This is a genomic window from Frankia sp. QA3 (assembly GCF_000262465.1).
Lineage (GTDB): Bacteria > Actinomycetota > Actinomycetes > Frankiales > Frankiaceae > Frankia.
The window spans coordinates 3598281-3611374 of record NZ_CM001489.1; the positions used below are offsets into that span (position 1 = coordinate 3598281).

Sequence of the window (13094 nt, forward strand, 5' to 3'; positions counted from 1 at the left end):
ACGCCTCTCCTCTCCCCGCCCTGGTCTCTCCCCGCTCTGGTCTCTCCCCGCCCTGGTCCCGCGGTCCGTCAGAACGCCGTGAGGTAGCGCTCGACCTCCCAGGAGCCCACCCGGCTGTGCCAGTCCAGGAACTCCGCCCGCCGCCGGGCGGCGTAGTAGGCCGGGACGCCGGCGGCGGAGCCCGCAGCCGCGAGCACCCCGGTGATCACCGGATCGGCCGCGAACGCCTCCACGGCGTGCAGCAGCGTCGGCGGCAGTTCCGCGGCCATGGCGGCGGCCCCGCCCACCCCGCCGGGGCCGCCGACCGGGCCGGGGTCGAGCCCGGCGTCGATGCCGTCCAGGCCCGCCGCGATGAGCCCGGCGATCGCCAGGTAGGGGTTGGCCGCGCCGTCGACCACCCGGATCTCCACCCGCTCGCCGTCGGGCACCCGGATGAGGTGGGTCCGGTCGTTGCCGCCGTAGGTCGCCCGGGCCGGCGTCCACGTGGCGCCGGAGGTCGGCGGCGGCGCGCCCGTCCGCTTGAACGAGTTCACCGTCGGGGTGAGCAGGGCGAGCAGCGCCGGCACGTGGCTGAGCACCCCGGCGACGAAGGAGTAGGCGAGCTTGGACAGGCCCAGGCCGCGCGGGTCGGACTCGTCGGGGAACAGCGCCCGCTGGCCCGCCCACAGGGAGACGTGCAGGTGCATGCCGCTGCCGGTCAGCCCGGTGAACGGCTTGGGCATGAAGGTGGCGATCATCCCGCGCCGCTCGGCCGTCATCCGGACGAGGTAGCGCAACGCGATGACCCGGTCGGCCGTGGTGAGGGCGTCGGCATGGCCGAAGTTCTGCTCGAACTGGCCGTTGCCGTCCTCGTGGTCGTTGGCGTAGTTGTCCCAGCCCAGGTCGTTCAGCGCGGTGGAGACGTCGGTGAGGTGGTCGTACATCCGGGTGAGGTCGCGGGCGTCGTAGCAGGGCTTCGCGGCGGCGTCCTCGGCGTCGGCGGGGACGATCGTCCCGGCGGGACCGCGGCGGACGAGGAAGTACTCGCACTCGGCGCCGACCTGCATCGACATCCCGGCGCCGGCGAGGCGCTCGCGCAGCCGGCGCAGGATGATCCGCGGCGCGAACGGCCACGGCACGCCGTCGACGTACGGGTCGCACTGCACCATCGCCAGCCCCGGCCGGACGGACGGCAGCGCCACGTACGAGTCCGGATCGGGCATCGCGATGATGTCCGGATCACCCGGCACCTGGCCGGTGCCGCCGGCCGCGAAGCCGGCGAACCCGACCCCGTCGGCCTGGGCGCGGTCGAGCGCCGCGGCCGGGACCAGCTTGGCGCACGGCTTGCCGTCGAGGTCGACGAAGGTCGCCAGGACGAAGGTCGTGCCGTCGGCGGCCGCCCGTTGCGCAAGCGACGCACCCCCGGAGCCCGACGCGCCGGTCACGGTCGACCACCCCCAACTTGTCTCCTCACATGAACCATCGTCAACTGATATTTGACGAGAGGGCGATGTCGGGGGAACGGCGCCGCAGTAACGATCCCGTAACGTTCCGCTCCGTCCGGGAACGCGGGAAACCGGTACCGAGTCGAAGGCGACCTCTGCCTGGTGCTGTCAGCGTGACCTGGCGGCCAAGCTGTTGGAACAGGCGGGTCTTCCTCGACCGGCCAGGAGCGGAAGCCCTCGTCATGGAGGTCCCTGCGGTAGCCCGATTCGACGGCGCGACGCACGAGCTTCGGTGAGGCTGCGATTCCTCGCGACAGGAGCCGTGTCATCGTCGCCTTGGCGCCGTTCGTCTTGTTGCGGGCGAGGTGTTGTGCGGCGCCAGCAGAGCGGAACCGTCGGTCGCGTAGGCGTGGCCGCTCAGGTGCAGCACCTCGTCGCAGCCGGGGACGGCGGCGGCCAGGGAGATCTCGTCGCACGTGAGCAGATTGTGGAAGGTGTCGGTTCGCTGGTTTCCCGTCCGGTCGGGAATCGCGAGTGTCGCCTCGTCGAGAATGTGCACGAATCCGGGCCGGTCGCCTCTCGGACTCGTGTCGCCGTCTCCATCCGAGTCCCACGACGACGGGACTGCGAACGGGGCGGACCGCAGGAAGGCTGCGACCTCCGGGTCAGCGAGGTGGTGCGGCCTGTCGCCCGGGTGGTCGGCGTGCTCGGCGCCGGGTTCCTGTGGTCGGCCGTCCGAGCCGGATTCCTTCCACAGGCCCGACCGGCGCATGCACTTCGCGCAGTGGACGAACGCCTCCTCGATGTCGATCGTGACACGGGCCCCGTTCCGGCGCGCGGCACCGGTGAGTCGCGGCGTCTCACCGATTCCGGGCATCAGGAAGAGCAACGACGCCCCACCCGCACCCGGCTGCTCGTCCTGATCGACGTTCAGAAGAAACGAGATCCGGGTTGCCGAATCGACATCGGCGAACCCGGCGACTCCTCCTACGAACGTCTCCTCCGACGAACGTCTCCTCCTCCCACTCAGGGCCTCCGGGTGCCCGCCGACACGTCCGCGCGCGGTCGCGATGCACGACCCGCATCCTGTCCGGAGACCGCCGACCACGATCATCAGGTGCCGTTGCGGTACCAGGGCGCGTATTTGGTTGTGATCGAGGGAGGTTCGTGTGCGCTCGTCGATCCGGACCGTCGAGGCGTGGGCCTGGGAACACACCATGATCGCTGGGAGTCGGGCTGAAGCCGGGGCTGGGGTCGGCCGGCGTGGCGCGGTTCCGCGGAACACCATGATCGTCGGAGTCGGGTCGGGGCGGGGCTCGGACGCGTGGCGCGGTTCCGTGCTCGCCACACTGAGGCCCGACCGGCGAGCACGAGGCAGCCCTCGCGTCGGCAAACACGCGATCTCCCCTACCTCGCCGGCGCCGCCCAAGGCCGGCTTCACGCCCGCAGCTAGGCGTTCGGATCGAGGATGTCCCGCGCGGCGCCCCCGGACGGACGGGGCACCTGCGGCGCCTCGGTCCCGGCGGACGGGGCGGGCCCACCGGGTGAGGCGGTCACCTCAGCCGGTCCCGCCTCCGGTCCCGATGACCGCGCCTGCGCCTGCGCGACGGCGGCCTTCGCGTCGTAGCGGACCAGCGCGGGTACGGCGGCCGTCGCCAGCAGCAGGCAGCCGATGCCGGCCAGCCCCCCGCTGATCACGGAGAACGCCGGCGAGGTCGCCGCCGCGACGCTGCCGGCCTCCAGGTCCCCGAGCCGTGGCCCGCCGGTGACGACGACGAGGAACACGCCCTGGAGCCGCCCGCGCATCTCGTCGGGGGTCGCGACGTTGAGGATCGCGTTGCGCAGGATGGCGCTGACCATGTCGGCGGCGCCCGCGAGCGCCAGCAGCGCCAGGCCAAGCACGATGTCGTGGGCCAGGCCGAACCCGGCGATCGCCCCGCCCCACAGCGCGATCGAGACCACCACCGCGAGACCCTGGCGGCGGACCCCGCCGAGCGGGCCGGACAGCCCGGCGGCCAGCAGGGAGCCGACCGCGACCGCCGAGTACATCGCGCCCGCCGTCGCGCTCCCCCCGCCGAAGCGTCCCTCGGCGAGCTCCGGGAACAACGCCCGCGGCATTCCGAACACCATCGCGATGAGGTCGACGACGAAGGTCATCAGCAGCACCGGCTGCCCGTGCAGAAACCGCAACCCCTCGGCGACGCTGGCCACCCCCGCGCCGCGCCCGCCGCCGCGCGGCGGCATCGCCGGCAGCCGGGCCAGCCCGTACAGCGGGGCGGCGAAGGTGACCAGGTCGACCGCGTAGGCGACCGAGAAGCCGCCGGCGGCCACCGTCACACCGGCGATGAGCGGGCCGAACACCCCGGCGGCCGTGCCGCCGATCTGGGACAGGGCGCTGGCGGCCGACAGGCGCTCGAGCGGGATCAGGTTCGGCGTCATCGCCCGGCGCGCCGGCTGGTCGGCGGCCAGCAGCGCGGACTGCACGGCGACGAGGCACATCAGCGGCCACGCGACGCTGTCGACGGCACCGGCGAGGGTCAGCAGCAGGAACGCCGCCGAGACCGCGGCCAGCCCGCCGGAGGTGACCATGGCGAGGCGGCGGCGGTCCACCGCGTCCACGATGGCGCCGCCGAACAGCCCGCCGACGACGAGCGGCACCAGCGCCACCAGGCTGACCAGGCCGACCTGGAACGACGAGCGGGTGACGGCGAAGACCTGCAGCAGCACCGCGGTCGCGGTGATCTGGGAGCCCAGGGAGGAGATCGTCTCCCCCGCCCACAGCCGGCGGTAGGCCGGATACTCACGCAGCGGGGAGATGTCGGCAAGCAGCTTGCCGGGGCGCGGGTGCCGACGCGGGCGCGCACCACCCGCCGCCCGGCCAGCCCGCACCCGCGTCCCCTCCGCTCAGCCCGCCGCCGATTCGGGCAGAACGCACGCTACCGCGCCGGACCGGTCATCCGGGCGGCGCTCCCGGCGTGTGAGGACGGCCCCGGCCGGCACCCGTGGGCACCGGCCGGGGCCGCCCTCGCACGGGCCGCCGCCGGTCAGAGCTTGCGGTAGCGGGCCTCGAAGAACGAGTAGATGCCGAACAGCGCCAGGCCGATCGCGCACAGGGTCAGCAGCCACTGGCCGTAGGCCTGCCCGGCGAGGGTCTTCAGCGTGCCGTCGAGGCCCTTGGCCTCCTTCGGGTCGAACTCGATCGCCGCCTTGGTCACGAACGCACCGGCCAGCCCGAACACCACGCCGCGCACGATGTACCCGACGAACCCCGCGGGCTTGGCGATCTTACGGGCTCCGGCGCCCATCTCCCCGGTCTTCAGCTTCTCCTCGAACTTCCGCTTCGCCCCACGGATGATCATCCCGATGCCGATCCCGACGACCACGAGGCCGACGATGGCCACGAGCACCCGGCCGGCGTCGTTGCGCATGACCCGCGCCGTCCAGGGCGCCGGCTCGCCGGACCCGCCGCTGCCCGAGACGAGAAAGCTGATCGTGCTGCCGGCGATCGCCAGGTAGATGACGCCGCGCGCGGCGGAGACCACGCGCTTGGCGGTCCGCTTCTTCTCGTCGTTCTCGTCCTGGACGCCGACCGCGGCCTCGAGCAGCCGCCAGGCCGCGTACCCGAGGAAGCCGATGACGAGGATGACCAGGACCGCGGACCCGAACGGCTTGTCCTTGATCTCCCCGAGGGCACCGTTGCGGTTCGTCTGGGCGTTGCTCAACCCGAAGGCGACCTGGAGTGCGAGAACCCCGATGAGAACGTAGACCAGGCCCCGTCCGGCGAGCCCGATCCGGGCGGTGAGGTCGACGGTCCGGCTGTGGCGGGCCTGGCGCGCCGCACCCTTCGCCTGGCTGCCGGCCTCGCCGCCGCTGGTGACAGCGCGCCGCAGCCGGCCGCCGGTCTGCACCGACACAGTGATCACTCCCTCGGACCGTGGGATCGGTCGATCCGGATGGAGCGATGCCCGGGGGAGCGCGCCCAAAACCGGACGAGGGGCGCTCAGGTCGAAGTAGGCAGCAGATACCGAAGCAGCACCACATCGTCGAGTTGTCGGACCTCGGCCAGCCGCAGCGGGGAATGGACGTCCTGCGGGAACGCCCCGGGGCCGACGAACGTCGGCGCGTCCCCCTCGCCGACGAAGAACGGGGCGACGGCGAGGTGCAGTTCGTCGACGAGGCCGGCGGTGAGGAAGGCGGTGTGCACCGAGGTTCCCCCTTCGACCAGCAGGCGGCGCACGCCCCGGCGGTCGAGATCGGCGAGCACGGCGGCGACGTCCACCAGCGGCCGGCCGGGCAGGTCGACGACGGTCACCCGCCCACCGGGGACAGGCCCGTCGGGAACAGGCCCGTCGGGGACAGGCCCGCTGCCGGCGCGGCGGTAGACGAGGGTCTCGACCGGGTCGGCGCCGAACAGACGGGAACGGGGATCGAGGCTGCCGCCGCCGGAGAGCACCACCTTGACCGGCGTCGGCGGCAGGCCGGCGGCGACCCGGGCGGCCCGGCGATGCTCGGCGCGCACGGCGAGGCGGGGGTTGTCCCGCCGCACGGTCGCGGCGCCGATGAGGATCGCGTCGCAGCCGGCGCGCACCTCGTCGACCCGGTCGAGGTCCGCCGGGCCGGAGAGGATCAACCGCGCGTCCGAGCAGTCGTCGATCCGGCCGTCCAACGACATCGCGCAGCTGCAGATGACGTAGGGCCGCCCCACCGTCGCGTGCTCGCCGTCCACGCGCAGCAGCATCGCATGCTGGCCGGGATCGGCCGCAGGGCCGTCGCGGCGCGGTACTACCGTGAACAGCTGTGCGGATCGCGACGTGGAACATCAACTCCGCGAAGGCCAGGCAGGCCCGGCTGATCGAGTGGCTGGACCGCGCCGGGCCGGACGTGGTGTGCCTGCAGGAGACGAAGCTGTCGGACGAGGCCTTCCTCGAGCTGTTCGACGAGGACCTGTTTCGGCGCGGCTACCGGGTCGCCCATCACGGCGACGGCCGGTGGAACGGCGTGGCAATCCTGTCGCGGGGCAGCCTCGACGACGTCGTGCGGGGTCTGCCGGGCGGGCCGGGCTTCCCCGACCCCGAGCCTCGCGCGATCGCCGCGACCTGCGACGGCATCCGGGTCTGGTCGCTGTACGTGCCGAACGGACGCACCGTCGACGACCCGCACTTCGTCTACAAACTGTCCTGGCTGGCCGCGTTGCGCGACGTCGTCACCGCGGAGGTGTCCAGGGGCCCGCTGATGGCCCTGGGCGACTTCAACATCGCCCCGACGGACGCCGACGTGTGGGACGTCTCGCAGTTCGAGGGCGCCACGCATGTCACGCCGGCCGAACGCGCCGCCCTCGGGGAGCTCATCGACGCCGGTCTCGTCGACGTCCTGCGCACCCGTTGGCCCGACGATGTCGTCTACACCTACTGGGACTACCGCCAGCTCTGCTTCCCGAAGAACTTCGGCATGCGCATCGATCTGACGCTGACATCCGCCGACGTCGCGGGCCGGGTGCGCGCGGTGTGGGTGGACCGGGCGGCCCGTAAGGGAACCGGCACCAGCGACCACGCGCCGGTCATCGTTGACCTGGACACCGCCCCGGACGGGGACGTGGGCCCGATGGTGCCGCCGCCGTCGAGCCGCGGCTCGACCGGCCGCACGGGCGGCGGACGGTCGTCATCCACCGGCGGCTCGCTGCGCCGCTGATGCCGGTTCGGGCCCGGGACGCACGCGCCCCGGGCCCGACGCCACGACGCCTCCGGGATGCGGAGGGACTCGCACCCCGGTCACGCCGTCACGCGGCCGGCGTGTTCGCGGACATCGGCTGCGTGCCCTCGGCCTCGGCCGAGGCGGGCTGCGCCGAGGAGGCCGGGAGCTCGCCCGGCTGGGCCGGCGCGACCTCGGCCGGCTTGTAGTCGCCACTCGCGGCGGTGACCGCGATCCGGGTCGTCCTCGGCTCGGCCGCCGCACCCGCGAGCCGGACGGTCAGCACGCCCCGCTCGTAGCCGGCGGAGATCCGCGAGGCGTCGACCCGCTCGGGGAGCTGGAACTCCCGGCGGAAGCTGCCGGACCAGCGCTCGCGGTAGACGCGGCCGCCTCGCTCCTGCTCCCGCTGCCCACCGCGCTGGCCGCGGACGACCAGACGACCGCGGTCGATCTCCACGACCACGTCGTGCTCCACGTCGACACCGGGCAGCTCAAGGTTGATCAACACATCGTCACCCTCGGCGACCACGTCCGCCGGGGGAACGGAGAGCTCCACGCTCTGGGAGCGGCCGGTGAGCGCCGGACGCCGCGTACCCCACGCGCGTCGAACGATCTCGTCGAACTCCCGGTCCATCCGCCCCAGCGCCGCGAACGGGTCCCACAGGTAGGTGCTCACAAGGGCCTCCCTCGTCTTGATCGATCTCCGAGTGTCGCGCCGGTCCGGGCCACCCCGAAGCGATCCCCGGCGACTCTTCGCCGCCCGACCTCCGGTTTCAGCCCGCCCGTCGTTCACAGTTCATGAGTCTAGAACGCTCAACCTTGAGGATGCAAGCGGCTGCAGCACATTTGGGTGGGGATGACGTAGACGACGTCCGACGGCCGCCCCGGTGGGCGCGCGTCGTCGCCGCGACCGCCCGTCGCCCCACGGCCCCACGGCCCCAACATGATCACCAAAGCCACGATCGACAGAACAGCGATCGCCGAGACCATGATCGTCGAGACGTCCCCGCGCACCCGATCGTCCCCGGGGGTACCCGGAACCCGCCGCCGCGGCGCCGGGTCGGCCCGTTCGGGCTGCCCGAAAAGTGCTCGACACCCCTCGGGCGGGGCGGGGTCGGCGAGGGGGCACCGGAGCGGCCTGCGTACCCGAAACAACCCGCGCATCCGGGGCGGACGGCTCCGGAGCACCACTGGCGGCTGCCGACGCCCCGGGCCGCCGGCCGATCGGCGGAACACGCCGACCACCTGGGACGCCGGGCCCGACCCGGCGGCACCGGGACCCCGACGCGCCCATCGGGAGAATGCCCGACGACTGCAGATCAGCCTCGCGTGACCGGTTCGCGCCGCTGCCGGAATACCCGGCAACACCAGCAAATCCATACGGCGTGGAGAAACCTCGACCCGGATTACCTGCTGGTAAACCGACACTTCCGTCAAGGTTACGAGGGGTGACGGCAAGTAAGCCACACCATCGTGGTATAAAGTCCCACGCTATATCGGACTGCATGCTGGGGAGGCTGTTCGTGTACCTCGAGCGAACGGTTGCAGCGCCGCACGTGTTTCCTTGGCGGGGTCGCCCAGAACGGCCCACTCCCGTCAGGCGGCATCCCGCCGACAGCCCCGCCCGTCCGTCGCTGCGGCGACGGCCCTTCGGGGCGTTTGCGGCGGACCGCCCGGTCGCGCGCGACTGACGAGCCGACGATCGGCGAGAGCACGTGGTCGAGGGTCATCTGTCGTGGACCGATGGCGCCGGCAGCACAGAGGACGAAGGAGTGGCATTGAACGAGAGCGATCGGCGCGCGGCTCTGGCGGTCGCGGCGCCCGGAGATGACGTCTCCTTCCCCGCGTTGGACTTCGATGATCTACCGGCCTCCGTGGTCAGCCGGTTCCGGGAGGTCGCCGCCCACCTGCCGAACACCCCCGCGGTGGTGTCCCCGGGCGTCACGATGACGTTCGCCGAGACCGACCGCCGCACCGATGACATCGCGGTGGCCGTGCTCGGGCGGCTCGACGCGACCGAGGACGGCCCGGTGGCGACGCTGCTTCCGCACGGGGTCCCCGGGCTGCTCGGCGTGCTGGCGGCGATGAAGACCGGCCGGCCCGTCGTCCCGCTCGACCCGATGGTGCCGGCCGAGCGGATGGCCCAGATCATCCGCCAGGCCGGCTGCGCCGCGCTGATCACCGATCTGGGCGACGGCTCCGTGGCCCGGTCCACGGTGGGCCTGCGGCCGGTGGGGTCGCCGGGCGCGCAGTCGCCCGCCGCGGCGACGGTCGACCCGAAGCCCCTGCTCGAGCTGCTGGCCGGCGACGGTCCCCGGCTGGTGCTGGACCTCGCCGCCGCGGCGAGCGACGGCGCCGAGTGGATCGCCGCCAACGGGGCCGACGCGGTCTGGTGGCCCGAGCCGCGGATCACCGACCCGGCCTGCATCGTGTTCACCTCCGGCTCCACCGGCGCACCCAAGGGCGTGGTGTGGACGCACGGCACGTTCCTGTGCGACGCCTATGCCGGCGCCGAGCGGCTCGGCTTCGCGCCCGGCGACCGGCTGGCGCTGGTGCTGCCGTACTCGTTCGCAGCCGGGATCACCGTGGTCGTGTTCGGCCTGCTCAACGGCGCGGGCCTCTACGCCTACGACCCGCGGTCGGCGGGGCTGCACGGCCTCGGGGACTGGATCACCACCCAGCACCTGACGGCGTTGCAGACCACGCCGTCGCTGCTGCGGGCGTTGCTCGGCTCGCTCGAACCGGACGAGGTCCTCGCCGACCTGCGGATCGTCACCACCTGCGGCGAGGCCGCCTACGGTCGCGACATCGCCGCGCTGCGCCCGCACGTGCCCGCGACCTGCACGTACGTGAACTGGTCGGGTGCTTCGGAGATCGCCTCGCTGGGCTTCTTCGAAATCCCGCCGCACGCGCCGCTGCCCCAGGGCACGGTGCCGGCGGGGCTGCCCGCGCCGGGCAAGGAGGTGGTGTTCCGCCGCGAGGACGGCACGATCGCCGGGCCCGGCGAGTCGGGCGACGTCGAGGTGACCTCGGCCTACCTGTCCGCGGGCTACTGGGGCAGCCCGGAGCTGACGGCGGAGAAGTTCACCCCGCGGCCGGACGGGCGAACCACCTGCCGCACCGGCGACCTCGGCCGGTTCGAGCCCGACGGCACGGTCGTGCTGCTCGGTCGGCGCGACGCCGCGGTGAAGATCCGTGGATACCTGGTGGAGCCGAGCGAGGTCGAGGCGGCCCTGCTGAACTCCCCGGAGATCGCCGAGGCGGTGGTCACCGCGGTGACCACCGGGGCGCAGAACCGGCTGGTCGCCTACGTCGTCCCGGCGGTGAACGGCAACACGCTGTCCCCGGTGCGCATCCGCCGGGCGCTACGCGAGCGGCTGCCGGTCTGGATGGTGCCCGCGACGATCGTGGCGCTGGCGGAGATGCCCCGCAACGAGCGCGGCAAGGTCGACCGCGGCGCCCTGCCGCCCCCGCCCGAGGCGCCCGCCGGGTCCGCCCGGCCGCGGACCCAGTGGGAGATCGTCGTCGCCGACATCTGGACCCGGGTCCTGGATCTGGAGGAGGTGGGGATCGAGGACGACTTCATGGAGCTCGGCGGCGACTCGCTGGCCGCCAACGAGCTGCTCACCCTGATCACCGAGAAGCTCGGGGTCTCCCTGCCGTCGTCGGCGCTGGTCGATGCTCCCACCCTCGGCGCGTTCGCCCGCACGGTCTCCCTCGCCCAGCAGGCCGGCCCCCGCCACCCGACCGTCGTGCCGCTGCGCACCACCGGCTCGCGCCCGCCGCTGTTCTGCTTCGCCGGGGCCGGCGCGCTCGCGCTCGGCTTCCACTCTCTGGCCCGCCGGCTTGGCGACGACCAGCCGGTCTATGCCTTCCAGGCGCACGGCCTGGAGCGGCGCGGCTTCCCGGACTGGAGCGTGGTGAAGACCGCTCGCCGCCATCTGGAGATCATCCGGATCATCGCGCCGCGGGGCCCCTACCTGCTGGCCGGGCACTCCCTCGGCGGTCTGATCGCGATGGAGATCGCCCAGCAGCTCGTGGCGGCCGGCGACGAGGTCGGTTTCCTGTCAATCATGGACACCTACATGCCGTCCTCCCTACGGATCGCGTCCGGCGAGGAGGACGGCGCAGCGCCGGCCGCGGACACCGGGAACGGCGCCGGCGCACCGGTGACGCCCGGCGGTGCCCAGGAGCACGCCCGCAACTACCGCCACCGGTTGGCCCGCTTCACCCAGCGGCTGCTGCCGGAACAGCGGACGAACTTCGCCAACATCGCGACGCTCAAGAAAATGGTGCAGATTCCGCTGACCGGTGTGGTGCAGTTCGGCGGAATGGAGCAGTTCGACGTCTTCTTCAATCACGGCAGGCTGCTCGAAAGGTTCTACCGGCCACAGCCGTGGGCCGGCCGTACCCTCGTCTACCGGTCGGCAGAAAATCCGGACCCCGAGGACGCCTGGACGGCTTTCCTCACCGGCAGCCACGACACCCATTACGTCCCTTGCGAACATTTCTATCTACTTCGGGAACCGCACGTCATCAAGATCTCCGAGCATTTCCAGGCGGAGATCGACCGGGTGGTGGCCGAGCAGGCGGCTCGGCGCTGAGCGCCAGCCTCGCCCGCCGGGGGCGGCCGGGCCGACGGCGTTCCCCGGCACCGCCCCGGCGGCCGGGGCGGTGCCGGGGGGCCGGCCGCTAGCGGCGGTCGGCGGCGTAGGTCACCCGGACGTCGGTGAAGCCCAGCGCCCCCAGCAGACCGCGCAGCATGGCGGTCGTGTTCTTCTTGCCCAGCTCGATGACCTGGCCGTCGGTCCGCGCCGCGTCGGTCATCTTCGACGAGGCCTTCTGGTACAGCTCCTTGTCGTTGCTGACCCCGCCGAGCAGGCCGCCGACCCGGTTCAGCGCGCCGCGCTGGCGGGCGACCACGTAGCTGTGGTCGAGATCCAGCACCGGCTTGGACAGGGTCGGGTTCGGCAGCTCGATGGTCACCGAGCGGCGGTCCGGCGAGACGGTGACGGCGTCGGCGTCGAGATGGCCGAAGTCGACCATCGAGTCGACCGTGCCGACCCCCACGAACAGCGTGCGCTCACCCTTCAGCGCCGCCGGGATCCACTTGGTGTCGTCCTCGAGGTCGACGACGACCTCGAAGTGGGCACCGGCGGCGTGGTAGTCGCTGAGGTCCTCCAGCGAGCGCAGCACCGCCGGGGAGCTGCGGTCGATCGTCCGCTCCTTGAACGGGTTGAGACTCGGCCGCCACCCGGCCACCACCGCGATCAGGCCGACGACGAGCACGGCGAGCAGGATGGTGGCGATCAGCCGTAGCGGGCTGAAGCGGAACGGCAGGGAGCTCAGGGTCCGGTTCGAGCGGGTGGGCCGGTCCGTGCCGGGCTCGTCGTTCATGGTCGGAGATGTACCCGAAAACCCCGGTAACCACGCCGATTGTCGGCGTTACGACCGCCCGTCGGTGATCGCCGCCGGCTGGTTCGTCCGAGCCAGAATGATCGCGGTGCGGTCGTCGCCCTGCCGGCCCGGGGCGTGCCGGCGCACGGCGTCGAAGGCGTCGTCGAGCAGGGCCACCGGGGAGCGGCCGGGGTCGCGCAGGATCTCCGCGATCAGCCGGTGCGCGCCGAACTGGCGCCCGGCGGCGTCGCGCGCCTCGACCAGTCCGTCCGTGTAGGCGATGAGCACGTCCCCCGGTTCGAGATGCAGCGTCCGGGTCTCCCACGCGCCGGGCGCGGCGAGCAGGCCCGACATCAGCGGGCCCGTCGGGGGCAGCCGCACGATCTGGGCGGCGGCGAACCCGCCGTCCCCCCTCGCCGCGGGCCCCCGGCTCGTCGGCCCCCGGCGCGCGCCGGCGGCCGGCCCCACGAGCGCACCGATGGTCGCCGGCCGCCGGGAATCGCCCCGCTCGTCCGCACCGGCGTTCACCGCCGCGTCACCGGCGTCCCGCTTGCGGGCCGGGTCGGCGCCGTCGAGCACGGCCGC

At 73.0% G+C, this 13094-nt stretch carries 10 protein-coding genes; 2 read left to right on the forward strand and 8 right to left on the reverse strand.

Annotated elements, in window-relative coordinates:
- Nucleotides 1-68: 68 nt before the first annotated feature.
- The 5 genes from glnT to FRAQA3DRAFT_RS14835 all read right to left on the reverse strand — a co-directional run bounded on the left by glnT (nucleotide 69) and on the right by FRAQA3DRAFT_RS14835 (nucleotide 6162).
- Nucleotides 69-1424: a type III glutamate--ammonia ligase gene (gene glnT, locus FRAQA3DRAFT_RS14815; protein ID WP_009739844.1), complete on the reverse strand. Its 1356-nt coding sequence runs from the start codon at nucleotides 1422-1424 to the stop codon at nucleotides 69-71.
- 325 nt (nucleotides 1425-1749) lie between these two features.
- Nucleotides 1750-2301, reverse strand: a complete 552-nt coding sequence (locus FRAQA3DRAFT_RS35070; RefSeq protein ID WP_157467379.1) for a pyridoxamine 5'-phosphate oxidase family protein — start codon at nucleotides 2299-2301, stop codon at nucleotides 1750-1752.
- Nucleotides 2302-2873: 572 nt separating this feature from the next.
- Nucleotides 2874-4313 carry an MFS transporter gene (locus FRAQA3DRAFT_RS14825; RefSeq protein WP_009739846.1) on the reverse strand — a complete coding sequence of 480 codons (1440 nt, stop codon included), beginning with the start codon at nucleotides 4311-4313 and terminating at the stop codon, nucleotides 2874-2876.
- Nucleotides 4314-4468: 155 nt separating this feature from the next.
- Nucleotides 4469-5338: a DUF1206 domain-containing protein gene (locus FRAQA3DRAFT_RS14830; RefSeq protein WP_009739847.1), complete on the reverse strand. Its 870-nt coding sequence runs from the start codon at nucleotides 5336-5338 to the stop codon at nucleotides 4469-4471.
- Nucleotides 5339-5424: 86 nt separating this feature from the next.
- On the reverse strand, nucleotides 5425-6162 hold the full coding sequence (locus FRAQA3DRAFT_RS14835) for a dihydrofolate reductase family protein (protein ID WP_009739848.1): 738 nt from the start codon (nucleotides 6160-6162) through the stop codon (nucleotides 5425-5427).
- Between the two features lie 59 nt (nucleotides 6163-6221).
- Here FRAQA3DRAFT_RS14835 and FRAQA3DRAFT_RS14840 point away from each other — a divergent pair, with 59 nt between their 5' ends.
- Nucleotides 6222-7112, forward strand: a complete 891-nt coding sequence (locus tag FRAQA3DRAFT_RS14840; protein WP_009739849.1) for an exodeoxyribonuclease III — start codon at nucleotides 6222-6224, stop codon at nucleotides 7110-7112.
- An 88-nt stretch (nucleotides 7113-7200) separates the two neighbouring features.
- On the opposite strand, the gene FRAQA3DRAFT_RS14845 is transcribed toward FRAQA3DRAFT_RS14840, so the two are convergent.
- The gene (locus FRAQA3DRAFT_RS14845; RefSeq protein WP_009739850.1) at nucleotides 7201-7788 is read right to left on the reverse strand and encodes an Hsp20/alpha crystallin family protein; all 588 of its coding nucleotides are present in this window, start codon (nucleotides 7786-7788) and stop codon (nucleotides 7201-7203) included.
- A 1096-nt stretch (nucleotides 7789-8884) separates the two neighbouring features.
- Between FRAQA3DRAFT_RS14845 and FRAQA3DRAFT_RS14855 the strand changes: the two genes are divergently transcribed.
- Nucleotides 8885-11716: an alpha/beta fold hydrolase gene (locus tag FRAQA3DRAFT_RS14855; protein WP_232292056.1), complete on the forward strand. Its 2832-nt coding sequence runs from the start codon at nucleotides 8885-8887 to the stop codon at nucleotides 11714-11716.
- 88 nt (nucleotides 11717-11804) lie between these two features.
- Here the strand turns inward: FRAQA3DRAFT_RS14855 and FRAQA3DRAFT_RS14860 are convergent, their stop codons facing one another.
- Both FRAQA3DRAFT_RS14860 and FRAQA3DRAFT_RS37275 read right to left on the reverse strand, forming a co-directional pair.
- Nucleotides 11805-12509 carry a DUF4230 domain-containing protein gene (locus FRAQA3DRAFT_RS14860; protein WP_009739852.1) on the reverse strand — a complete coding sequence of 235 codons (705 nt, stop codon included), beginning with the start codon at nucleotides 12507-12509 and terminating at the stop codon, nucleotides 11805-11807.
- 48 nt (nucleotides 12510-12557) lie between these two features.
- Nucleotides 12558-13094, reverse strand: a 537-nt coding sequence (locus FRAQA3DRAFT_RS37275; RefSeq protein ID WP_009739853.1) for a PP2C family protein-serine/threonine phosphatase, incomplete at its 5' end; no start/stop codon positions are given.